Below are 24,283 nucleotides of genomic sequence, written 5' to 3'. Positions count from 1 at the left end.
TATTGAAGATACGTTCGGAGTATAGTTTAGTAGATTTTTGGGTGAAGGCCGTGACGAATAAAAACCTGCTGCTCCGTATTGATAAAAAAACCGCCGCCCTGCTTGAAGACCTCCGCCGTTTATTTTCAGAAGAAGCTAGCGAAGTCTATCTGGTAGGCGGTTTTTTGCGTAATCTGGTACTTAAAAAACCCACTGCCGATATTGACCTGTGCATCACTGGCAGCGGACAAGCCGCTTCTGCCAAAATCTCCGGTTATTTCAAAGCCACTCAGGTGGTGCTGGATGCCGAGAATGACGTCTTTAGAGTAATCCTGCCCGCTTTTCAGCTGGATATCTCCGGCACAGCAGATATCACTGCCAACCTCACCCGGCGTGATTTCAAACTTAACGCCATGGCCGCACCCTTGTCTGCTGTACATCAGGGCAACCTGCCGATACAGGCCATAATTGACCCCACGCAGGGGCTACCGGATATTGAAAACCGGGTTATACGGGTAACCTCAGCAGATGTATTCAGTGCTGACCCTATTAGGCTGCTAAGGGCTATCCGCTTATCAGCCGAACTTGGCTTTGCACTTGACGGGCAAACCCAAAGCCTTATCGCCGCCCACGCCGCCCTTATATCAACCGTTGCCGGCGAAAGGGTTCGGGAAGAACTGCTGAAACTCCTTGAAACCAGCCAGCCCGGCATCTGGGAAAAGTGCCTTGAGCTGGGACTGCTGCTAAACATATTTCCGGAGCTTGCTCCCTGCTACCGCCACCCTCAGCCCTATGAACACACCTGGGATGTGCTGGAACACTCCATAAAAACCATTTATGCACTTGATGCCATACTGGGCAGGTCTGTCTGGCCTTACCAGAACCCTGAAATCATCACCGAAATCTACCGTGAAAGCGGCTTCGAAAAATATTTTGCCGGGAAAATAAGCGGCACTTCCAGTATCCGCACCTTAACCAAACTGGCCGCCCTGCTGCACGATATCGCCAAACCCCAGACACGCAGCACGGACCCTGACGGGCGGATACGTTTTACCGGACACCCGCTGGAAGGCAGCCGCTTAAGCAGTCAAATACTCACCCGCCTGCGTTTTTCAAAAAAGGAAATTTTACTAGTAGAAAAAATGGTCTGCTACCACCTGCGCCCGGTGCAAATGAATCCTGATGGTCAGCTGCCTTCTCCAAAAGCTGTTTACCGCTATTTCCGTGACCTTTCGGAAGCTGCCGCCGCCACCCTTTACCTGAGTCTGGCAGACCATTTGGCAACAGACGGGCCGAATTTGATGGTGGCAAATTGGCAAGAACATGTTAATATAGTAGCGCACATTTTATCAGAGCAGAAAAAACAGCAGACCAGACTTACTCCGAAACGTCTGGTAACCGGTACCGACCTGATAGAACATTTTTCGCTCAGGCCAGGCCCCCGGATAAGAACCCTGCTTGGTGAAATTGCCGAGGCCCAGGCGGCCGGTGAAATAAAAAACCGCCAGGAGGCCTTTAAATTTATCAGCCAAAGGCTTGGGAGCAAGCCTGAAAATAATCTAAATTAGCTTGGGGAGAATTATGCGAAGGAAAAACGGGCTCGTGTTTTTGGCCATACTGGCCGCCATGATCCTTGCCTTTACCATAGTGCTGCCAACAGACAAGGGCGCACTTCTGGGCAAGGGAATCCTGTTCGGTCTGGACTTAAAGGGAGGCCTGCACATGGTATATCAGGCTGACCTGTCCAACGTAGACGAAAGCAATATTGATGGGGTAATGGACGGAGTGGTTGAAGTTATCTCCAACCGCATAAATCCATTAGGTGTAACCGAAGCATCAATCCAGCGCCAGGGAGATGACCGTATAGTGGTTGAACTGCCGGGGCTGGATATTACAGACGAACAAAAAGCCCGTATCGGCCGTACCGCCCTGCTGGAATTTGGCGAACTGGCGGCTGACGGTGAAGACTATAAATGGGAAAACAGTCTGGGCAAATGGAAACCGTCCACCGCTACAATTGACGGAGTTGAGTACGCCCTGACCAGTGCCTACTTTAAAGACAGCACTTATGTCAACCGGGACCAGTACGGCAATATACTGCTGGTATTTGAATGGGATGACATCGGCGCCCAGTTATCCAAAGAAATTACCACCCGTCTCCTGAACCAGCAGTTGGGTATTTTTGAAGGTGACGAAGCCCTTTCCGGTGATAACGGAATACCGATTGCACCTGTTATTAACAACGTTATTGAAACCAGCGGCGTTATAGAAGGCTTAAGCTACAACGAAGCAGAAATGCTTTCCAACCAGCTGAACGCAGGCCGTCTGCCAGTACCACTTGAACCGATATACGAGCAAACCGTTTCACCTACCTTAGGTCAAAACTTTGTGGACCTGGCAGTAAAAGCCGGCCTGGTAGGCATAATTCTGGTTATGATATTTATGATAGCTTTTTACCGTTTGCCCGGTCTTCTTGCCAGTATCGCTCTCGTTTTCTACGGAGTTATCGTACTAGCTCTCTTCAAGCTGGTACCTGTTACTCTTACTTTGGCGGGTATCGGCGGTTTCATAGTATCGGCAGGTATGGCGGTAGATGCCAATATCCTTATATTTGCCCGTTTGAAAGAGGAGCTGCTGACTGGCAAGACACTGGGGGCGGCGGTAGAAGCCGGATTCTCTCGTGCCTGGTCTGCCATCTGGGACTCCAACGTTACCACCTTTATTGCCTGCGGCATTCTGTTCTGGGTGGGCGGTACTATTGCAGCCGGTGCACCGGTTAAAGGCTTCGCCGTAACCCTGTTTTTAGGTGTAGCCGTCAGCATGTTCACCGCCATTTTTGTTACCCGCACATTGCTCAGGCTTTTTGTAGGTACTAAAACAGGTAAAAAGCTTGCTCTATTCACAACCCAGACAAGAGGCAAAAATGAATAAAATAATACAGCACAGACCCCTGTTTATATTTATATCTGCCCTGATAATATTGGCCGGTTTGGCCTCGCTGCTGATATTCGGGCTGAAACCCGGCATAGACTTTTCCAGCGGATCAATACTGACCGTCAAATTTGACCAGACCATCAGTATTGATGAACTAACTCAGGAGCTTAGAAGTCTGGGACACAATGAAGCTATTGTTCAGATAACCGGTGACGGAGACTATCTTATCCGCACCACCGAACTTGATGTCAGCCAGAAAGTCTCCTTGGAAACTTCCTTAGAGGAAACATTCGGCAACCTGACCGAACGTGGTTTTGAAAATGTAGACCCCCTGATTGCCAAACAAACCACCCAAATGGCCCTGATAGCTGTCGGGGCGGCACTGGTAGGCATTCTGCTGTATGTCACCTGGGCCTTCCGCCGTATGCCCAAACCCTTCCATTACGGCACCTGCGCAGTCATCGCCCTTTTCCATGACGCACTGGTGGTGCTGGGCATCTTCGCCCTACTGGCCGGTATATTCGGCTGGGAAATAAACCTTATGTTTGTTATCGGCATTATGGCCGTTATCGGTTACAGTATCAACAACACTGTGGTAGTCTTTGACCGCATACGGGAAAACCAGCTCAAAGGCATTCACCCCAGCTTTGAGGTGATAGTAAACCAGAGTATTATGGAAACTATAGTCCGTTCCATCAATTCCAGCTTTACAGTTATTATTACCGTGGTAGCCCTTATGCTTTTCCTAGGTGCATCCATCCAGAACCTTAGTATCGTAATGCTTATCGGCCTTATTGCCGGTACTTATGATTCTCTTTTTGTCGCCCCTTCCCTGCTGGTTACCTGGGAAAACGGTGACTGGGGCAAATTATTAAAACCCTTTAAAAAGCTTAACTGAACGATGCAAGGAAAGATAATGGCTACTAGAAAAACCAGAGCGGCTTCATTTTCGATAGCTTCCAACTCAACGCTTATAGTTATGAAGACAGTGGTCGGTTTTATTACCGGCTCCGTGAGCATTTTGGCAGAGGCTATTCACAGTACTCTTGACCTGGTAGCCGCAGTTATTGCTTTTTTCGGGGTCAGGGCCTCTGACAAGCCGGCAGATATTAACCATCCTTATGGACATGGCAAATGGGAAAATGTAAGCGGCACAGTAGAGGCCGTGCTTATCTTTATAGCCGCTATATGGATTATTTACGAAGCAGTAAACAGACTTATAGAAGGCTCTGCCCCGGAAATGCTGGAATGGGGTGTGGTAATCATGGGAATATCCGTAATTGCCAACACTCTGGTTTCGCGCTATCTGAAAAAGATAGCCCACGAGACTGATTCAGTTGCTCTGGAGGCAGATGCCGCCCACCTTACCACCGACGTAATCACCTCAGCCGGAGTACTTCTGGGTCTTATACTGGTAAAATTGACCGGTTGGAGCATACTTGACCCCATCGTAGCCTTGCTGGTGGCACTGCTCATCATCAAAGCCGCCTGGGATATCCTCAACAAATCTTTCGGGGCACTGGTGGATGCCCGCCTGCCTAAAGAAGAGTTAGATGCTATCACCTCACTGATAAATGAACATACCTCAAAGCTGGTAGAGTTTCATAACCTGCGTACCCGCAAAGCCGGCAGTTACCGTTATGTAGATTTGCATCTGGTTATGCCCAAAACGCTTTCGGTGGAAAAATCTCACGCCATATGTGACCATTTGGAAAAAGACCTGAAAGATAAACTAAAAATAGACTACGTAACTATACACGTAGAACCATGCACCGAGGAAAACTGCCCGGAATGCCAGATGAGCTGTAAGAAACGTCCGTCAGATTTAGCTAATCCCGCAAATACTCCGTAACTCCAGAATCAGCCCACTGATATCAGGCTTATCCGCAGCCCCTTCGGGGGCTTTGGTATTTGGAGGAGGTACGGATTCATTTAACAAGACTGAGAGGGTAGCCCCCACTCCTTCTGCCAAACCCAGATAGTGGTAACCGCCCTCCAGACTGAATACCAGTTTCCCCCGGCAGACTTCCTCCGCCGTTTTCTTCAAGGAACGGGTTATACCTGCAAAACCCTTCTGGGAAAGACACATTTCACCCATATCATCGGCAAAGTGGGCATCATAGCCAGCACACACAAGTATCAGCTCAGGAGCAAATTTCCGAAGATACGGGCAAATCACTTCGTCAAAGGCCTTCTGGTAATGGCTGTCTCCGCATCCTTCAGGTAACGGAATGTTTAAAATATTCTGGAAAGGACCATCTTCACGGCTATCGCCCGTAAAGGGGAAATGGTGAATCTGGTGAGTAGAAATATAGGTCACACGCGGGTCATTCAGGCAGACATGCTGAATACCATTGCCATGGTGGACATCAAAATCCACTACCGCCACCCGCTTGAGTTTATGTTTATTCAGAGCATGTAAAGCTCCCAAAGCCACATTATTGAAAACACAGAAACCCATGGAAGCCTCTGGCAAGGCATGATGACCAGGCGGGCGGCACAGCACAAAGACACTCTCCAGTTCACCTGAAAGCACCTTGTCCACCCCTTCAATCACCCCGCCTACAGCGTACAAAGCTGCTTCGTAACTATCCACCGAAATCACCGTATCCTGATCCAGCCAGCCGCCCCCGCTGAAACCCACTTCCTCCACCCGGCTGATATAACTGCGCTTATGAAAGCTTTCAAGTTCACGCAACCCCACCCGTTTCGGCTCGATATGCACCAGACGGTCTTTCAGCCCATGAGTGTTTATATATTCCATAATCGCCAGCAAGCGGTCAGGATTTTCCACATGGGTACCTGTTTCATGGTTTAAATATATATGGTTATAAACCAGACCTACAGCCATAAGAGTACCTTCTCCGGTTCAGAATATTACGAAAGCCACAGCTGCAGCCCGGAAATTATAAAATATACTCCGAATGCCGCAAGCAATAACCCGCAGCCTATAAAAACTATCTCCCGCACCCTGCTCCCCCACAAATGATGGGTGCGGTACACAATAAATGAAACCAGGCAAAGCCAGGCTAAATCCACCAGCCAGTGGGTAGCCGCCAAAGCCCCCAGCCCCCCCAGCCCATAGTCCGATACCTTCATAACCAGCATCGCCCCTACAGTTGCCCACCAGACCAGAAAAAACGGGTTCAGGGCGCTCATGGCCGCACCTGACACCACTGTATTATATTTAAAATTAGCCTTATCCTGAGCGGCTTCACGGCGGGCCTTTATCATACCCAGCCCCATATAAATAATCATAATTCCGCCTGCCAGACTGAGCAGTATCTGCACCCAGATAATCTCAAAAAAACCGGCAAAACCGAAATAAATGAGCAGAATAATAGGCAGTTCCACCAGCACATGCCCCAGTACAATCTGGGCACCTGCCCAAGGTGTGTGATAGCTTCGGGAGAGAGTCAGGGCAAACATGGGGCCGGGCATCAGCACACCTGAAAAAGATATAACCGTAACACTAAGAAGAGTGGCTAACATGAAAATCATTATAACACTTCTCCCGTTAGGGGCAAAAACCTGAAAGCACCATAGCGTAAATGCCATTTATTGCTTGTGGGAATACATATCTTGTTTTATACTGAAGCAAATGCAGAAACAAGGAGACAACCGGTATTGTCTTTAAACCTGGACAAAACCGCCCTTCAGATACAGAGCATGGTCTCAGACTTAAAAGGCCGTGATCTGGAACATCAAAAACACCTTGAGGCCGGTCTGAACGGCATGAAACGCACTCCGGCTGAATACCGGCGTTTGCTGGACAAGGCAGAACACAGCAAGACCACTTTTCTTTTGGCACACCCGGAAGAAATACCGGACGCCACTCACCCGCCGCCTGCCTTGCCCCAAAGCTACCGCATACTGGCCACAGACGGTTCGCAAATAGATGTAGACCGCCACCAGCTTAGCCGCTGTTACCTGATAAATATCGGCAGGGTTTGGCTGGAGTACGGCCAATCCCCGTCTGCCGGTCTGGAAAGCCTGCCCGCTCTGTATGCCCGCCCCGAAGATATGGTAATCTCCTGCGGCAACAAGGAAACAGCGGTGGAAGGCACTCTGCTGGGAATAAAAAGAAGCGTAGAAGAAACCCGCCATCTGGCTGAAATGGCAGATGCCGCCTCCCCCAATCTGCCCACTTTGGCTTTGGCAGACGGCACTTTGATACTCTGGTCACTCCTTTCCAAAGAGTTTCCCGAATACGTGGTTGAAGACCTGCTGGTAAACGGTTACCTGAAATATTTAGGCAAAATACAAAACCTGAACACCAAAGACAGACAGGTGGCTTTAGCCAGCTATATCAGTTACCCCGGAAGCACAGACGTAGTCAATACCCTCCGCCTGCTTTACTGCCCGTACGAACCGGCAGACTGCACCAGCCGGTGTGACCAGCTGCCAAACGGCAAACGCCCTTGTGACATACTTTCCGGCGTCACGGACAGCATGCTGTTTGAACGCATACTGAAACCGGGTGAACGCTCCGCCCTGTTTGCCAGCTCATCTTCCATACTGGAAAAATATTACGGGGAACACAGGGTATATTTTTACTACTTGAAAACCAGTGAAGAAATAGCCCGGGTGGAACTGCCCGGCTGGACTGCCCGCTCTGAAGAGCTGTTAAGCTTAAGCCACAGCCTGATACTGGAACAATGCCGCTTGGGGCATGGCTACCCCGTCTCCCTTTCCGAAGCCCACGAACAGGCAGTAGTCAGCGGTCAGGACAGGCGTATTTTCAACCAACTGGTAGAAGAAATGCTGACCGCAAGCAAGATAAACCCCAGCAGTTCCGCCAAAAGCCTTAGCAAGAAAACCCGCTGGGTATAGTTTATGTAAACTAACACCGCCAGTCTGTTTAACAGATTTAAATACACCATTAACCGCAGGGGGTAAAAAAATTGGACAACCTAAATACAAACCGCATCGGCGAGGTTATAGATACCAGCACCACTGACTTTACCGCCCAGTCTTACCAGCTATATAACACACCTGCTCTGGGGGCGCTGGTAAAAACCGGCGAAGGCGAAAATACCATTTATGCCGCCGTCTATCATGCCACCACCTCATCCATAGAGCCGGGCAGGAAGCCCATTGCCCGCGGACAGGACGCCGCAAACGAAGAAGATATATATGCCCAAAGCCCCCAGCTAAGCAAACTCCTACGGAGTGAATTTTCCTGCCTGATACTGGGTTACCGGGGACAGGGGCAAATCTGCCACTACCTGCCGCCCCGCCCTGCCCATATCCACAGTTTTGCCGAAACTTGCACCCCCCAAGAAACCGCCGAATTCAGCCGTTCGTTCGGCTTTTTAAACATACTGGTAAACTCCGAACTGCCCGTACCGGCAGACGAAGTCACCGCCGCCTGCCTGCGTCAGCTTGCCGCCGCCGCACCTGACAAACAGGCCTTTTTAGTAAAAGCAGGCAAAGAGCTGGCCAGAATTCTGCCCGGCCAGTACCAGCGGCTTAAAGTAATCCTGGAGAGGATACAGCTATGACAAGCGAAAACAAACTGGGTATTGTAATAGGGGGTTCACTCTCCGGCGGAATAGATGTCCGCCTGGATGGCGAAGCTCTGGTGGAAGACATGGCGGTTGGCCGTTATGTAACTATACAGGGCAAAACCAAACGTTTTCTGGGTATGATAACCGATGTTTCTCTGGGAGTAACTGACCAGCGTCTTACCCTTACACCCCCGGCCGCAGACGAAAAATTTCTGGCTGAAATACTCAGCGGTACAGCCGCTTACGGAGACCTCAAGGTGATACCCTATCTGGTACTGGGAAATGACGAAAAAAGCCTTCTGGACGGCCCTCAGCCGGTCAAGACCATACCCAGCCACTATGCCCCGGTAGATATTGCCTCCAACGAAGATATAGAAATGGTCTTTGGCAAGGAAGATGCCTCCCATTTTTACGTGGGCAACCCGCTGGATATGGAAACCCGCCTCTGCCTGAACCTGCCCGAACTGGTCAAACGTTCAAACGGCATCTTCGGTAAAAGCGGCACCGGCAAAACCTTCCTCACCCGCACCCTGCTGGTGGGTATGCTCCAGAAAGGCTCTTGCGTAAATCTGGTGTTTGATATGCACTCCGAATACGGCTGGGAAGGCACCAGTGAGAAAAAACATAAAGTCAAAGCCTTAAAACAGCTCTTTCCGGACAGGGTAGCCGTATTCACCTTAGACGGGGAAAGCTCCCGCAAACGCAAGGTCAGCGTGGACTTTGAGGTAAAGATAGGCTATGACGAAATAGAACCGGAAGATATCAGCCTGCTCCGCCAGACCCTGAACCTGACCGAACAGGCAGTAGAAGCCGTTTACCAGTTACGCAAATATTTTAAGAAGAACTGGATAAAAGAAGCCAATAATATCGGTGATGAAGAAGATGATAAAAAACTGCTGGACAGTTTAAGCATCCATGAAAGCACCTTCCAAAACCTGAAACGGGGCTTAAACACCCTTACCCGCCTGCCCTTTATCGTGGAAAACGCCCCGGTCAAAGCAGTAGACCGGGTGCTTGAGTACTTGAACCGGAATATAAATGTAGTACTGGAGTTCGGGCGGTATACAGATATCACCGCCTACATACTGGTGGCCAATCTGCTCACCCGCCGCATATATACCAGCTACCGTGACCGCATGGAACAGGCCATGGCCGAAGACGCCGCCAAACCCACCCCGCTGGTTATCACCATAGAGGAAGCCCACAAATTTTTGAACCCGGAAGTTGCTTCCCGCACCATCTTCGGCACTATTGCCCGTGAAATGCGCAAGTACAATGTCACCCTGCTTATTATAGACCAGCGGCCTTCGGGCATAGATACAGAGGTTATGTCTCAGCTGGGCACTAAAATAACCGCCCTGCTGGACAATGAAAAAGATATAGACGCCGTACTCTCAGGAATCTCCGGCAAAAACGAACTCAAAGGCGTACTGGCCAAACTGGCTTCACGCCAGCAGGCACTTATATTCGGTGCGGCCGTACCCATGCCGGTAGCCTTTGTCCCCCGTGAGTATGACCAGTCTATTTACAACGAAGTCAGCCGTAAAAAAGTCAGCACCGAAGAGATAGAGGAACTTTTCTAGATATATGCCGAATATATTTGAGGCCACAACCGGACAAGGGTTCAAACAAGCGATTTTAGAAAGCCAGAGCCTCAGACTGCGGATAATTCAAGCCGCCGATGCTTACACCGCGTTCAACCTGATAAAAGACCCTGAAATAATCCGATATCTGGTGTGGGACGGCCCCAAAACCATAAATGAACTCCGCCTGGCATACCAGGAGGAAACATCTGATTTTGAAACAGGACGCCGCTACTCCTTTGCCATTGAAAGAGTGGATAAACCCGGCCTGATAGGCAGTCTGGCTTTCAGACTTATCGGCTATAAAGAGCAGGCGCTTATCGGATACTGGCTGGGACGCAAATATTGGACCAAAGGTTATATGACCGAAGCCGTACGTTTAAGTATCCATTTTGCTTTTAAGCATCTTAACGCAGAGCGTGTTTTCGGCGGTATTTTTAAGGGGAACGAACCATCACGCCGCACTCTGGAGAAAAACGGCTTCCAGCTTGACGGAACATTGCGGAGAGATATACTGGTCAGGGGGACATGGATAGATGTCTGGTTTATGTCCCTGCTAAGACAGGAATGGGAAGAAAACCCTGAGCGTTATACCCCCCAATCTGAGGAGGTTATTAATGCCCAAATCCAAACTGCCTAAAATCGGCATTGCTCTGGGCGGAGGTGCCGCCAGAGGTATTATTCATATCGGTGTGCTTGAAGTACTTGAAAAAGAAGGCGTCCCGCTGGATTTAGTCACAGGAACCAGCATGGGTGCTATTATAGGCGCATTATATGCCAGCGGTCACAAGCCGCAGGAAATGAAAGAAATCGTAAGTAACCTGAGCTGGAAACAACTTATGCCTCTTTTTGACCTGGCAGCGCCCAGAGCCGGCTTTTTATCATCCCGAAAGATAAAAAGCTATCTCAAAGAGCTTATCGGAGACGTCACCTTTTCTGAACTTAAGAAGCCCTTTGCCTGCGTAGCTGCAGACGTTAAAACCGGACAAGAAGTACTCTTTAATGAAGGGCCTGTCATTGACGGGGTAATTGCCAGCATGTCTTTGCCTATAATATTCCGCCCAGTAAAAAACAAAAACCGTTTTCTGGTAGATGGAGGTATTATCACCCCTATTCCGGCTCGGGTGGTACGAAACATGGGAGCGGATTTTGTAATTGCGGTAAATGCTATTTACCACCATGATTATATAAAACCGAACAAAGATTCCGAACCATCCATCTTTGATACAGCCTTCCAGATAGTTAACATCATGTCAATACATATGGCTCAGGAAAATCTTCAGGCAGCCGATATTGCTATTGAACCTGACCTTTCCGGAATAGGACCGGGTGATTTTCTGAAAGCGCCGGAAATCGTCCTCCGCGGAGAACTGGGAGCAACTGATGCCATACCCCATTTAAAACATCTGCTGCTTCAAAAATACAACTATTCCCCGCCGATTTAACACTTTCACTTAAACTTGGTATAATGGTGCTCCGTGGGGCTGTAGCTTAGTCGGGAGAGCGCCTCCTTTGCAAGGAGGAGGTCAGGGGTTCGAATCCCCTCAGCTCCACCATCCGATGTCCTATCTCAAATACAAAAGCCCGATTTTCCAAACGTGATGGAAATTCTGGAGGCCTTATTGGACGAGAAGACAAAACCGTTTGCAAGCAATACAACTTAGAGACAGCTTTCCTTTCGGAATATGAATATGCTGACCCTTTATTCCGCATCACCAAATTTTTAATCAGGACTACATGAGTGGAAATTAATAAAAATATTGAAAAAGTTTAAATTATTTTGGTGACTGCCAAAATCCGGATCAATTAGTGGGGATTAGAGCTAGGCTTATGCTATGCTGAAGGCTTACGCGAACGTCTTGGTTTTACGTATTGTACCCATACAACCTACCACTCTGGACTCAAACTACGAATAAAATTCCTGAAGAAATATCAAGGCTGAAGGCTGAGGATACAATAATAAGCGCATCTCTATATATGATTACGACAGGAAAATATAAGGGGAGAAACCGGCAAGTTTCTCCCCTTATGAATATATTCAGTTGCTTAAACTAAGGCCGTTTAGCTCTTCTGGCTAATAGTTGCCAGACAACTGCAAGCAAAATAACAGACGGTAACCCAGTAGTCAACAAGAACATATAGGCCGCTTGGGCTTCCATCTCAGCTAGACTAGCAAAAAAGTTTTGAACAGTGAAAAGTAACAAAACCAGACCGACAGCTCCCAGAAACCACTCATACCAAGTAATCTTGGTTTTATTACGCTTCAAAATCCACATAAGTGCTATAAGAATAGCACCAACCATTAAACCCGCTATGAACCACATATTTTTTCCTCCATTAGTATGTTGTAACTCTCCCTAGTATCCTCCGTTAGATGCTCCTATAGTGCCATCTTGGCCGTATAATGGAAGAGAATGATTCCACCAATCTTCTTTTTCTTCATCCGGGGTTAAACCATAACCAAATGCCTTATCAGCATTCCAAAGGAACCCATTAAACAAGCTGGTAGAACTTACTGTTGCTTTCACTATGTCATGCACCATTGCACTTGTATTAGTATTGAATACACAATTGCCCATACACCTGCCACAATAGCCGTGATTTGAGTGGAAAAAGGTGGCACATTTAGGTGAATCAGTATGGAATGTCTTTTTACCAGGAGTTGTCCACATTGGTTCAACATCTGGTGCAATTTCTGATGGTTTGATCTCCCATGTTGGCTCAGAATCATAAGATATGGCTTGAGATGGGCATATCTCAGCGCACTTATTACATGTATGACAGAACCTAAATATTCCTGAATCAATTGGTGGCGTTGGAGCTAAAGGCAAATCAGTAATTAAACTGAAGTAACCACATATCGGGCCAAATTCTGGACTAATGCAATAGTTATTATTGCGCCCCATTTCCGATAGCCCTGATAGAATTGAACAAGCTTGCGCCGGTAATGCTCCTGTAGCACTAATAGGATACCCAAATCCTTGGTATCCAATTCCTCTTAAAAAATTTTGGGTTAAAAATTGTAGCATGGCGTGAATACGATAACGGCTAATATTAGCTGCTTGCCTTAATGCACCAGTTCCGTCACGGAATAACTCTTTAGACATCTGTATTGCGATAGAAACAGTCCAAAGCGGTTTATTAGGCAATACATATTTATTGCTACCCTCGTATCCTTTATCAACATCCTCAAACACAAACCATTTGGCATCGGTATCAGGTGGAGTTTGTGTAAGATAATCAAAATTGAACATATCACCCGGGTCACGAACAGAAATAATCTTTCGCTCATTATCATCTAGAGCAACAACACCTATTTGAGATGCTCCAAAAAATCTCATCGCAGCACGGAGCATTTTTAAATTTTCTTCTGGAGTACCTTCCCATCTGGGTACTCCCAATTCCTCAGGTGTAGAAGAAATACCATAAACCTCAGTTTTCTGTGGCCCCAACCATGATTTCATTGCTTGTCCCGGCATCTGAGAGGAAAAATACGTTGAAGCTGCAGTATATAGTGAAACATCCCTAAGTGTTTTACCAGGCACATTGTTTTTGATACCGTTAATTAGGTCCGCACTATTCGCAGCATAGATTTCCAGAGTTTTCTCTAAGCCAAGGTATTTGGAAATCGTATTGGGTAGCCAAAGCTGATTTAACAAATTAAATCGCTGCATAGCTTTCCAATCCAGTTCTACTGTAGGATTACCAAATTCTCTTTCTTTGACCCACCACGGTCGTTTCCAATTTCCCCACGCCGAAGATTCAACTTCATCCAAGTCGTGAAATATTGGTGCTGAGGCAGTTAGTGCACCAAGTCCGGCACCAGCAAAGCCTAAACTTTTCATAAAATCCCGTCGCGAAACGATTGAATGAAATACAGACATAGATCATTTTCCTTTCCTATTCTGAAAAATTATATTTTGGCTATCTCAAGTTTTTCTTTGCTTATTAGGGATACCTCCTTTTATTATTCAGCTTAGATCTACGCTAATTTCTAAGCTAGATAATAAAATAACATCGGGCAGCAAAGATTTTGGTAAAGTAATTTAAGTTATTGTTAGATTTTGGTTTCTTTTTACTAACCATAACTACACTGTCAAAACAATTACCAACAGTACTAAAATAGGTCATAACAAACATAGATATAAAAAATATTATTAGATCTAAGCGGTTAATATATCTTAACTTGACGTAGTTCTTAGCTAAATTTGTTATATAATTTCTGAAAACATATAAGTTTTTAATACTAATCTCACCAACAACAGACATAAAAAAACAAGGAAATGTTGGGATTATAAATGGACATTAGCGGAGAAAACTATATACTAAAAAAACATATCGCTAAATTAAATGGAGAAAACCGTTTTTTACGTAAACAATATAAAAAATATTTTACACTATTTAATCAGACTACTGATGCTGTCATTCTCTTTAAGGTCACTAGTATAAATGCCCCGGTAATTATTAGTGAAGTTAACGAGGCTACTTGTCGACATTTGGGATATAACCGTCAATCATTACTAGGTAAAAGTTCATCCTTAATAGACACACCGGAGACTACTCCAAAGGTTAGGGAAATACTTGAATCTTTAGAGACTAATGGACAAAAAATAACTCGTGAGCTATCTATTACGACTAAAAAGGGAACCCTCATTCTTGTTGAAACAAATAGTCAGCTCATTAGAGTATGTGGCGAAAATTATGTTATAGCGGTCATACGAGACATTACTGATAGGAAACGAAACGAGCAGCTTTTAGTTGAATCTTATAGCAGGGAAAAGTGCCTAAGGGAAAGATTGGAATTTGAGATTGAGCAGAGGATTAAGTTTACCCGTTTTTTAGTTCACGAATTAAAAAACCCGATAACGCTGATGATATCGACTGCTGAAGTATTTTGTTCCCAAAACTTTATGGATAGGAAATTATCCGTTTGTGCTTCATCATTACTTAAAGGAACCTATGACCTAGATAGAAGAATTGATGAATTGCTGGATATTGCCAAAGGAGAGATCGGGATATTAAAACTGGAATATTCATCAGTCAATGTAAAATTACTTATCAAAGAGATAACCAAACTTACGTCTCAGCTTTTTGTTACTAACTCACAATCCTTTACAGTGGATTGCCCCAATAATTTGCCCGATGTATATGTAGACAGAGAACGTATAAAGCAGGTAATCATAAACCTCCTAAACAATGCTGCAAAATACACACCGGTCAGAGGTCGGATAGAATTACGGATTTACCAACAAAAAGACCAAGACCAAATTATCTTTATCTCTGTTGAAGATAATGGACTAGGAATGAGTCAGGAAGAATTACAAGATCTCTTTAAACTGTATGCCTCTCACGATAAGCATGGGAGAACAGGTCTGGGAGTTGGCCTCGCATTATCAAAAATGATTATTAATCTGCACCATGGTGAAATCACAGTCGAAAGTAAACCTGGCGTAGGTAGCAAATTTACATTATTCTTACCTTTATCTCTCACACGCATATGAGGATATTAGTTATAGAAGATGACCAGATGGTGACCGATGCAATACGTTTTGCTCTACAAATAGGTTTGCCCGAAGCCCAAATTCTAAACACTCCATATGGCTCAGAGGGATTAGACATATTAGAGGAAAAGACACCAGATCTCATAGTATTGGACCTTGGATTGCCAGATCTAGATGGGTTTGAAATAATCCGTTTAATTAGATTATTCTCAGAAGTACCTATTATTGTCTTGACTATAAAAGCAGAGGAATCTAACATCGTTAAAGCACTAGAGCTAGGGGCAAATGAATATGTTACAAAACCGTTCCGTCAACTTGAATTAACTGCACGCATAAGATCCTTATTAAGAAGATCTGTGGGTGAGGACAAAGAACTATTTTTAAAGTGGGGACCGTTCAGCCTGAATTTATTAAAACGTATTGTTTTGTTAAGTGGAAAAGAGATCCCATTAACTCCTATCGAAACTCAGATCTTAAGAGAACTTATAATCTCTGCACCTAGGATAGTCTCATATGAGAAGATATCAGAAACGGTAGCAGATGGAGTTTTCCTAGATTTGATTAAAACTATTAAGGTACACATATACCATCTCAGGGTAAAATTAGAAGATGATCCCTCGAATCCAAGATACATTTTGAATAAACCAGGTCAGGGCTATTACCTAGCCAAATAATCACAAGTCTAGGCAGAAATAAGTAGTTTTTCTTCAATATAAGTTATTTATTTTTACTCTTCCTCAATATTAAAAGCTACCTCAAAGGTTATGTACATAGTCAATAATTTCACTAAATTTGTGTTAATTCCCTGTTCACTAAATGGGGAGTGTGAAAGTTAAATTAAATTCCTTCAGAGTTCTACCTACTAACACCTTAGCCCCACTTAGCTTCAATTTTAATGACTATGGGTAACAATAGGCAGAACTTCTATATATAAATATTACCCTAATTCCCTATGCAGTTCCTGCTAGCCTATTTTATCATGTTATATTAGCTATATTGGGTGTTACAACCGTAAATGTGGTAGACTGAGATTTACTCTACTTTTCCTGAAATATTTGGGATTAAAATCAGGTAAAAACTTATAAATATCGCCTTGTCCCCATGCGTTCATACCCCAGAGTTTTTTATCTTTTCTTGCATTGGAATCCCAACACTTAATAGTTCTGGCTTCCAATGGGCGGACAGGATAAATACGACATCCTTGTGTCACTTTATCAAACAGAATACAATAACCACGGTCATATATTCTCCACGGAGGAATGCGAGCACCCGTGATATCTTCTTGCCCCTCTTTTGCCCATCGTAGAAAGAAGGTACAACAATCAGCAGTATCGACTACCATAAATTCGTTAATCAATTCAGAAACAGTAATTTTTAAATATAGCGAGGCTGGTTTAATTTCATCAGGTCTGGGAATACAAGGATAACAAAGGCAACAATATCCACAACGCTGACAAGTTTTAAAATTGAATTTTACAGCCATACAGTGTGTAGACATTTGATCTTGACAATAATTATCATAATCGGCTGTAAGTAACTTGTAAGATGAGATCTCGGTAGGCGTAAATGATTGAGCGAATGGTTTTAGAGTATCCATGCACTATACACCTCCATTCTATTCAAGTAACTTCAGTTGCCTGTTTTGACATTCTGGGAATCTTATATCTGGCTTTTTAAGTGTCTATCACCTCCCTTATTTTTAAACATACCTATACCCAATTATCGGTATGACCTAACTATTGTATGCAACCATGGTTAATAAATAGTAAAATTAGTAAATAAATAGGTGTATACTAAGCATATTCTGGTAAATCTATTAGCATTTATGTGCAAAAACATAATCTAAGAAAGGTTTTTCACAGCCAGCTATAAGTTGATTGGTAAAATGTGTTGTATAATGCCAAATGGTTTCAATAGGTAAACCCCGTAAATTTAGTAGTAGGGTATAACCATTGAGAACCAAATTTAGATTCACGGAAGAGAGCGGTTTGAAACATTTGCGACATAGGACATATAATCCCGCAATATATAGAAAGAACTCTCATGCACTTTTTGCCTGCAGCCAGATTTCAGGCATTAGCCTGCACAAACAAACAGAGGAACAAAAGACCCAGAATCTGGATCGCCAGAAACTTTACAAGAAATATAAAGCTATATTTGAATGCAGTGGAGACCCCATTGTTATAGCTGAAATAAAGGGTACTGATTCTCGTGGTAGAGTAATTGTTGAGGTCAATGAAGCAGCCATTAAACATTTCGGATACTCCAGAAGTGAACTACTTTCACATGACACTTCTTTTCTTCACCCCGAAGAAGAAGTAAACACTTTGTTACCTTGGGTAGGACAGGAATTAATGAAAAATCACCATGTCTTTTTTGAGGCGAGGCACAAATGCAAAGATGGCCGTATAGTAGATGTAGAAATACACTCTACCCTGATTGCCATTGATGAACCACCTATAGCTATTGCGGTTATCAGAGACATATCTGAAAGAAAAACTTTTGAAAAAAGATCACGTAATCTTCATCTGGCAGAACAGAATCTTCGTCAAGAGCTTGAAAACCAAATCCGGCAACGTACTGAATTCTATAAAGCGCTGGTACACGAATTAAAAACGCCGCTTACCCCTATTGTGCTTAACAGCGAGGTTTTGGAAGATAATCTAGATGGCGAACTAAAGAAGATGGCTAATAATATTAATATTGCCAGTATGGAATTACTTGCAAGAATAAATGAACTGTATGATATGGCTAAAGGGGAAGTAGGTATATTAAAGATAACGCGTTCATGGATATATCTGGATGAATTAGTTAATGAATTGTCTGGGTTGTTTTACCCCAATTTGAATTATAAGCATTTAACCTTAAAATTATTTTTCAGTCCGGATTTACCTCTGATATTTGCTGATGCCTACAGATTAAAACAGGTACTGATAAATCTCCTTAATAATTCGATAACTTTTAGCCCTCAAAGAGGGCAAATTATTCTCATTTGTACAACTAATGACAATGAGATAATCATAGATGTAATGGATAACGGCATGGGAATTTCAGATGAAGATCTTCAGAAATTATTTAAACCATATGTGTTAACCAAGTCTGATGGATTGGGTCTTGGTTTATCACTGGCAAAAAAAATAGTGGAACTCCACAACGGCGAGATTAAAGCAGAGAGTATATTAGGTTGGGGCAGTAAATTTACAATTGTGCTACCAATTTGTAACACACAATAAGGAGAAGCATGGATAAAATCCTCATTATCGAAGATGATATTAAGATTGCTGACGTATTTTTTTCTATTTTTAAGCTTAGTTGGCCTGGTGCGGAAATTACCATAGCCGAAAGCGGTGAGCAGGGTATTCAGAATGTGGAAAAAATACAACCAGAGATTATTATATTAGATATTGGTTTACCTGATATAAGTGGATTCGAAGTGATCAAAGATATACGTTATTTTACAGATATCCCTATATTAGTAATTACTGCTCGTACAGACGAATTAGATGTTGTGAAAGCCTTAGAATTAGGAGCGAATGATTTTATAAGTAAACCACCCCGCAAAATGGAATTAATTGCTCGAATTAAAGCATTAGTTCGTAAGAAGGCTATCGACAACTTCAATTTTGGAAATATAAGTTTTGATAAGACACAGAGAACCATCCACATAAAAGATCAGAAGATTAATCTTAGCATTTATGAAAGTTTGATATTTGAAAAACTTATTATGGTTGCACCCAATACAGCCACATATACCCAACTTACAGAGTGTTTGTGGGGAGAAGATAATGAAGAGAATATTAAAAAATTAAAAGTGCATATCCAGTATCTAAGGACCAAAATAGAAAAAACAACGAATATTTCATCAGTAATAGTAAATCGTTCTGGGCTAGGATACTTCCTAAGAAATCCTTAACTTCAATGGTCATTTAAAACAAAAACCGATATATTGATGTAATTGATATGTTTTTATGTGTATGAATAATCGCTTGTTCTAAATGACCTAATAATAAACACCCTTTTTATTAAGTTCTGTAAACCTAGATTTGAATGAATTCAAACTCAATTTATCCTCAGGTTACAGCTGATTTTCACTTGTTATTATCAAATATGATTGTCAAAGTTATATACATGGTTTACATTCAAAAATCTAATAACTTATACGTATAAATCTTGACAATACAACGGGGGTAAACCGGCTGACTCTTTATCCTTCCTCAATACAATATGGAATGAGACTCGTTTTAAGGAATAATAAACCGTGTTTCCTATATTCCTAATGGATAGAAATACATATAAACCGCCCCATCTAAATAATTGTGCTTACCACTGTATTTTGTAGCGGTTTCGACCAAAACATTTTAAGTGTTACCATCCAATTTCATTTAAATCATCTACACAATTCTGAAATTATATTCAGTATTACTTGAGTTTGGTGCAGGTAAAAGAATTAAAACTTTCTGTTCACTAGTGCGGTAGTTAAAAGAAGACTAATTGCATATAGATTGTATCGCATATGCGATAAATAGAGTGTAATAATTACTATTATTAGAATATGTAGATTGAAATACTGAGAAGTATACAGGTTTTTCAATCAAGATTACTATATGCAACGTAAATATTTCTTTATCCGTGGCAGGGAATAAACACAACATTGGTCTAGTGATGATTCAATTGTGCAACTTCTGGTGTTGGCTTTATTAAGTGAGCTAGGCTTAATATCAATGAAAAATATTTGATTCTTCAGATATTCATCAATAGAAAATCAGGAATTATTTAGATGTAATACATAATTAGTTTGACAATAGATGTTCTGATATTAGATCAAGCCTGATAGATAAAACAGAGTATTTTAAATTGGACTTAATACGAGTGCATGTGTTTACTTCTTCTTCGGGGTGAAGAAAAGAAGTGTCATGTGAAAGTAGTTCATTTTGGGAGTATCGGAAATGTTAATGGGTGCTTCATTGACCTCAACAATTTATTTTACCACGAGAATCAGTACCCTTTATTTCAGCTATAACAATGGGGTCTCCACTGCATTCAAATATAGCTTTATATTTCTTGTAAAGTTTCTGGCAATCCAGATTCTGGGTCTTTTGTTCCTCTGTTTGTTTGTGCAGGCTAATGCCTGAAATCTGGCTGCAGGCAAAAAGTGCATGAGAGTTCTTTCTATATATTGCGGGATTATATGTCCTATGTCGCAAATGTTTCAAACCGCTCTCTTCCGTGAATCTAAATTTGGTTCTCAATGGTTATACCCTACTACTAAATTTACGGGGTTTACCTATTGAAACCATTTGGCATTATACAACACATTTTACCAATCAACTTATAGCTGGCTGTGAAAAACCTTTCTTAGATTATGTTTTTGCACATAAATGCTAATAGATTTACCAGAATATGCTTAGTATACACCTATTTATTTACTAATTTTACTATTTATTAACCATGGTTGCATACAATAGTTAGGTCATACCGATAATTGGGTATAGGTATGTTTAAAAATAAGGGAGGTGATAGACACTTAAAAAGCCAGATATAAGATTCCCAGAATGTCAAATAGAAGGAGATTATTAATGAGAATACAACATTCTACGATTTCTCGCCGGGATTTCATGAAGGGGATTGGCCTGGCAGGAACAGGCCTGGGAGCCGTGGCTGCCAGTACCCCAATATTCCATGACATGGATGAGGTAATGAGCACCTCTACTTGGAAAGTAAAACAACCATGGTGGATTAAAGAAGCCGACAAACCCACTGTAGAAATTGATTGGGACCTGACTGAACGTTTTGACATGCCTACCCGTCTCATTTATGGCACAATAGACAAATATATTGGCCAGAGCGAAGTCGATCGTCTAAAAACAAAACAAGCAAGCATGCAAAAAGAGTTGCTGAATGGTAGCGAACCTGGACTTGATTTAAAAAGTTTTGCTTTGCATGAGGGATCTAAATTCGCGTGGTCTTCGGGGGCTGGAGATTTCCCAGAATACTTCAAGGAAGATCCCTTTGCAAAAGCACCAGAACAATTGGGGTGCAGTAAGTGGCAGGGGACACCTGAAGAAGCTAGTAAAATTGTTACCGCCGCACTAAGGCTCTACGGAGCTAATATTGTAGGCTTTAGTCAAATATTTGATGCTAATTTCCGAAAGTATTTCTACCTCCGTGGGCGTGACTACGAGGGACCAGTAATTGATGATCCTAAAGATCCTCGCATTGGACAATCCAGGCCTGGTGGAGCTATGTTATTTGGTAGCACGTATATGGAACCAAAATACTTATTCGGCAGTACCGCAAGCCCAACACGGAATATAGAATTTGAAGATGTAGATAAACCTTATACAACTGATTTTAAAAAAGTTATTCCAAATAAATATACCAACATAATATGTTGCGCAGTGGCACAAGACCCTAATCTAACTAGGAGAGGCCCAGCTGCGATTAAGGAGCGCGGTAATTTCTTAGCTCGTGCTGCTACAGCTCAAGCTTATGGTAATTTGGCTATAGTCCAGCGCCGTTTTCAGAAATTTATGAAAACATTAGGATATGGATGTATTGCCGGTGGTACTGGAGGTCTAGGGCCAGTGACACCATGGGGTGTTTGGTCTGGAATGGGTGAACTTAATCGAATGAACCCTATGATTATTCCAGAGTGGGGCACCATGATTCGTAGTACCATAATATTTGTCACTGACTTACCAGTCGCTCCTTCTAAGCCTATTGATTCAGGCATTTTCCGCTTCTGTCATACCTGTAATAAATGCGCTACAGCCTGTCCTTACCAAGCTCTGTCTATGGATAAAGAACCCACTTGGGAACTTCACAACCAAGCAAATTGCGCAGGTGCCAAGAAATATATGATCCATCTTGAACAATGTATGCAACATCGTTTATCAGTTGGTGGTTGCGATAATTGTATGTCCAATTGCCCATTTGGTGAAGGTTCTACTTCATGGATACATGATTTTGCACGAGCTGCGATGGCTAACGCCCCTATTCTTGATGGTTTCATGTTCAATATGGCAAAGATTTTCGGATATGGTCATATTGAAGATCCTGAAGAATGGTGGGATGAAATCAGACCATACGGTGGGCTGGATACTACAATTGGGACAAGATTCCGTAAACCATATACTTGATGAATACTAAACTTAAAAAAGGAGTTCGTTATGTTAGATGTTATCTATGCATTTATCTTAGGAGCAGGCCTTACAGGATTGATCTGGTGGCTTAATTCGCGTAATATCTCGGTAAGGTGGCATGATTGGCTCATTGGTGGAATAGGGATAGCTTTAGTCAGTGCTTCCTACCAACATACGTTAGGTGAGCTCTGGGAAGGATTACCCAGTGCTGCCTTTATGGGACTACTCGTTATAGGTGGTTTGGGAATTATATTCTTATTAATCGCATTTCTATCAGTTTGGCGCCGAAACAAAATGGGCAACAGCACTTCTCAGTAATCTGATCAGAGAGCTTGGCAGATCAGAGACTGCCAAGCTCTCAAAAAAGGCATACATGATTTATGTTGAATTTTAGGATAAAATATGTCCCTTTAGTAGCCATTATTAGTCTAATTATTGCTGCTTTAATAGGCATAGTCACTAATGATGTCAATGAAGAACCATATCTCAAACAAGCACAACCTAGTGCATCTTCTTTTCAGCGTTTAGATGATATTCAGGGATCAGGCCATTTGTATGCGGCTATTCAAAATGAAGCAATTGTAGGCTATATCACAATCACTGAAAGCCAAGGCTATGGGGGACCAATGACAGTTGTTCTTGGTTGGTCTACCGACGGAGTTATCCTGAATATATCTATCCCAAATTATAACGAAGATGCAGCCTGGTTTGATAGTTTATATGAAAAAAAATACTTTGACCAATATCTTGGCAGAAATTACACAGAACCACTTATAATTGATCAAGATATTAATGCAGTTTCTGGATCTACCATATCTTCAAAAGGGGTCGCAAAGGGAGTGAGTCTAGGAAGAGCTTTGCTATCCCAACAAATGGGCCATCCTTATCCGGAACCAGTAATGCCTGTAAAATTTGGCATATCTGAAGTAATGGTACTGACTGGTCTAGTTTCCAGTTTCTTTTTACGTACGATCCGTTCCTTTAAAAACTACACGTGGTTGCGATTCTTAACGCTTGGATTTGGGCTAGGTGTATTAGGAATGTGGTTAGTGATACCACTCAGTCTAACCAATTTTACAGCTTTATTACTAGGGAATGTAGGAAATTGGACAAGTAGCTTATGGATTTATGTGTTGATGTTTGGAGTGTTAATACTAGCGATCTTGTTTGGTAAGAATTATTATTGCTTTTGGCTTTGTCCATTCTCTGCAATCCAAGAAGGTTTACACCTTATAACTAAAATCTCAATCCGTCCAGATCTTAAATGGTCAAAAAGACTTAGGTCATTAAGGTATTGGCTCCTCTGGTTATCAATCTTCTTAGCTTTATTACTTCAGAATCCTTCCGTGACTGTCTTTGAGCCATGGAATACCTTATTCCCATTTAGTGGATCAGCTTTCTCGTGGATGCTAGTTATGGTAACGATAATAGCCGCTACTATCATTCACAATTTTTGGTGTCTTTATGCTTGCCCTGTAGGAGCAATTCTTGATTTAACAATCCAATTACGTGGAGGCAGTAAAAAACTATGGCAACGAATATTCAAACAACACATAGCAACTCAACAAAGAACATAATATTAATATTCACAGTATTAACAACTATATGTTGTATTGTAACTATCATTAGCAAAG

General features: G+C 42.9%; 21 protein-coding genes and 1 tRNA gene. 17 read left to right on the top strand and 5 right to left on the bottom strand.

Annotated features, from left to right (window positions below; genetic code table 11):
• Positions 1-41: 41 nt before the first annotated feature.
• Genes ASJ33_RS01900 through ASJ33_RS01885 form a run of 4 tightly spaced genes read left to right on the top strand, consistent with a single transcriptional unit; the run spans position 42 to position 4,765 of the window.
• Positions 42-1,547 (top strand): HD domain-containing protein, encoded by a 1,506-nt coding sequence (locus ASJ33_RS01900; RefSeq protein WP_041330596.1) that lies wholly within the window; start codon positions 42-44, stop codon positions 1,545-1,547.
• 13 nt (positions 1,548-1,560) lie between these two features.
• On the top strand, positions 1,561-2,910 hold the full coding sequence (gene secD / locus ASJ33_RS01895) for a protein translocase subunit SecD (protein ID WP_041330595.1): 1,350 nt from the start codon (positions 1,561-1,563) through the stop codon (positions 2,908-2,910).
• On the top strand, positions 2,903-3,811 hold the full coding sequence (gene secF / locus ASJ33_RS01890) for a protein translocase subunit SecF (protein ID WP_012881611.1): 909 nt from the start codon (positions 2,903-2,905) through the stop codon (positions 3,809-3,811). The genes secD and secF overlap by 8 nt, the downstream gene beginning before the upstream one ends.
• 18 nt (positions 3,812-3,829) lie before the next feature.
• A complete protein-coding gene (locus ASJ33_RS01885; protein WP_041330593.1) occupies positions 3,830-4,765 on the top strand; it encodes a cation diffusion facilitator family transporter in 936 nt (311 codons plus the stop codon).
• Here the strand turns inward: ASJ33_RS01885 and ASJ33_RS01880 are convergent.
• Together ASJ33_RS01880 and ASJ33_RS01875 are read right to left on the bottom strand one after the other, a co-directional pair.
• On the bottom strand, positions 4,739-5,764 hold the full coding sequence (locus ASJ33_RS01880) for a histone deacetylase (RefSeq protein ID WP_023651902.1): 1,026 nt from the start codon (positions 5,762-5,764) through the stop codon (positions 4,739-4,741). The two genes, ASJ33_RS01885 and ASJ33_RS01880, sit on opposite strands and share 27 nt — an antisense overlap.
• 26 nt (positions 5,765-5,790) lie before the next feature.
• The gene (locus ASJ33_RS01875) at positions 5,791-6,414 is read right to left on the bottom strand and encodes a LysE family transporter (protein ID WP_041330592.1); all 624 of its coding nucleotides are present in this window, start codon (positions 6,412-6,414) and stop codon (positions 5,791-5,793) included.
• A gap of 126 nt (positions 6,415-6,540) precedes the next feature.
• On the opposite strand from ASJ33_RS01875, the gene ASJ33_RS01870 reads away from it, so the two are divergent.
• From ASJ33_RS01870 to ASJ33_RS01845, 6 genes are all read left to right on the top strand, one after another.
• Complete coding sequence (locus tag ASJ33_RS01870; protein WP_041330591.1) at positions 6,541-7,746, top strand: DNA double-strand break repair nuclease NurA; 1,206 nt, start codon at positions 6,541-6,543, stop codon at positions 7,744-7,746.
• A gap of 71 nt (positions 7,747-7,817) precedes the next feature.
• Complete coding sequence (locus ASJ33_RS01865; protein WP_041330589.1) at positions 7,818-8,417, top strand: hypothetical protein; 600 nt, start codon at positions 7,818-7,820, stop codon at positions 8,415-8,417.
• On the top strand, positions 8,414-10,006 hold the full coding sequence (locus ASJ33_RS01860; RefSeq protein WP_041330588.1) for a helicase HerA domain-containing protein: 1,593 nt from the start codon (positions 8,414-8,416) through the stop codon (positions 10,004-10,006). Before ASJ33_RS01865 ends, ASJ33_RS01860 begins: the two co-directional genes overlap by 4 nt.
• A gap of 4 nt (positions 10,007-10,010) precedes the next feature.
• Positions 10,011-10,646 carry a GNAT family N-acetyltransferase gene (locus ASJ33_RS01855; protein ID WP_041330587.1) on the top strand — a complete coding sequence of 212 codons (636 nt, stop codon included), beginning with the start codon at positions 10,011-10,013 and terminating at the stop codon, positions 10,644-10,646.
• The gene (locus ASJ33_RS01850; protein ID WP_023651896.1) at positions 10,624-11,451 is read left to right on the top strand and encodes a patatin family protein; all 828 of its coding nucleotides are present in this window, start codon (positions 10,624-10,626) and stop codon (positions 11,449-11,451) included. The genes ASJ33_RS01855 and ASJ33_RS01850 overlap by 23 nt, the downstream gene beginning before the upstream one ends.
• Before the next feature lie 35 nt (positions 11,452-11,486).
• A tRNA-Ala gene (locus tag ASJ33_RS01845) sits at positions 11,487-11,562 on the top strand.
• Positions 11,563-12,057: 495 nt separating this feature from the next.
• Here ASJ33_RS01845 and ASJ33_RS01840 read toward each other — a convergent pair.
• Positions 12,058-12,330, bottom strand: a complete 273-nt coding sequence (locus ASJ33_RS01840; protein ID WP_041330586.1) for a hypothetical protein — start codon at positions 12,328-12,330, stop codon at positions 12,058-12,060.
• Positions 12,331-12,363: 33 nt separating this feature from the next.
• On the bottom strand, positions 12,364-13,890 hold the full coding sequence (locus ASJ33_RS01835) for a reductive dehalogenase (RefSeq protein WP_041330584.1): 1,527 nt from the start codon (positions 13,888-13,890) through the stop codon (positions 12,364-12,366).
• Positions 13,891-14,304: 414 nt separating this feature from the next.
• Between ASJ33_RS01835 and ASJ33_RS01830 the strand changes: the two genes are divergently transcribed.
• Both ASJ33_RS01830 and ASJ33_RS01825 read left to right on the top strand, forming a co-directional pair.
• Positions 14,305-15,507, top strand: coding sequence for a PAS domain-containing sensor histidine kinase (locus ASJ33_RS01830; RefSeq protein ID WP_041330582.1), 1,203 nt, complete (start codon positions 14,305-14,307; stop codon positions 15,505-15,507).
• A 26-nt stretch (positions 15,508-15,533) separates the two neighbouring features.
• Positions 15,534-16,181: a response regulator transcription factor gene (locus ASJ33_RS01825; protein ID WP_236886621.1), complete on the top strand. Its 648-nt coding sequence runs from the start codon at positions 15,534-15,536 to the stop codon at positions 16,179-16,181.
• 329 nt (positions 16,182-16,510) lie between these two features.
• Here the strand turns inward: ASJ33_RS01825 and ASJ33_RS01820 are convergent, their stop codons facing one another.
• Complete coding sequence (locus ASJ33_RS01820; protein ID WP_041330578.1) at positions 16,511-17,104, bottom strand: YkgJ family cysteine cluster protein; 594 nt, start codon at positions 17,102-17,104, stop codon at positions 16,511-16,513.
• Positions 17,105-17,495: 391 nt separating this feature from the next.
• On the opposite strand from ASJ33_RS01820, the gene ASJ33_RS01815 reads away from it, so the two are divergent.
• The 5 genes from ASJ33_RS01815 (at position 17,496) to ASJ33_RS01790 (ending at position 24,226) form a co-directional block, all read left to right on the top strand.
• Positions 17,496-18,740 carry a PAS domain-containing sensor histidine kinase gene (locus tag ASJ33_RS01815; RefSeq protein ID WP_072555569.1) on the top strand — a complete coding sequence of 415 codons (1,245 nt, stop codon included), beginning with the start codon at positions 17,496-17,498 and terminating at the stop codon, positions 18,738-18,740.
• 8 nt (positions 18,741-18,748) lie between these two features.
• A complete protein-coding gene (locus ASJ33_RS01810; protein ID WP_041330576.1) occupies positions 18,749-19,420 on the top strand; it encodes a response regulator transcription factor in 672 nt (223 codons plus the stop codon).
• A 1,663-nt stretch (positions 19,421-21,083) separates the two neighbouring features.
• Positions 21,084-22,646 carry a reductive dehalogenase gene (locus tag ASJ33_RS01800; RefSeq protein ID WP_052465191.1) on the top strand — a complete coding sequence of 521 codons (1,563 nt, stop codon included), beginning with the start codon at positions 21,084-21,086 and terminating at the stop codon, positions 22,644-22,646.
• Positions 22,647-22,676: 30 nt separating this feature from the next.
• Positions 22,677-22,967, top strand: coding sequence for a hypothetical protein (locus ASJ33_RS01795; RefSeq protein WP_041330573.1), 291 nt, complete (start codon positions 22,677-22,679; stop codon positions 22,965-22,967).
• Between the two features lie 62 nt (positions 22,968-23,029).
• Positions 23,030-24,226 (top strand): 4Fe-4S binding protein, encoded by a 1,197-nt coding sequence (locus ASJ33_RS01790; RefSeq protein WP_041330571.1) that lies wholly within the window; start codon positions 23,030-23,032, stop codon positions 24,224-24,226.
• The last annotated feature ends 57 nt before the right edge of the window (positions 24,227-24,283 follow it).

This window comes from Dehalococcoides mccartyi (assembly GCF_001889305.1).
GTDB classification, from domain to species: Bacteria; Chloroflexota; Dehalococcoidia; order Dehalococcoidales; family Dehalococcoidaceae; genus Dehalococcoides; species Dehalococcoides mccartyi_A.
Note: the sequence above shows the minus strand (reverse complement) of the source record. Positions and strands in the feature narration are given on the sequence as shown.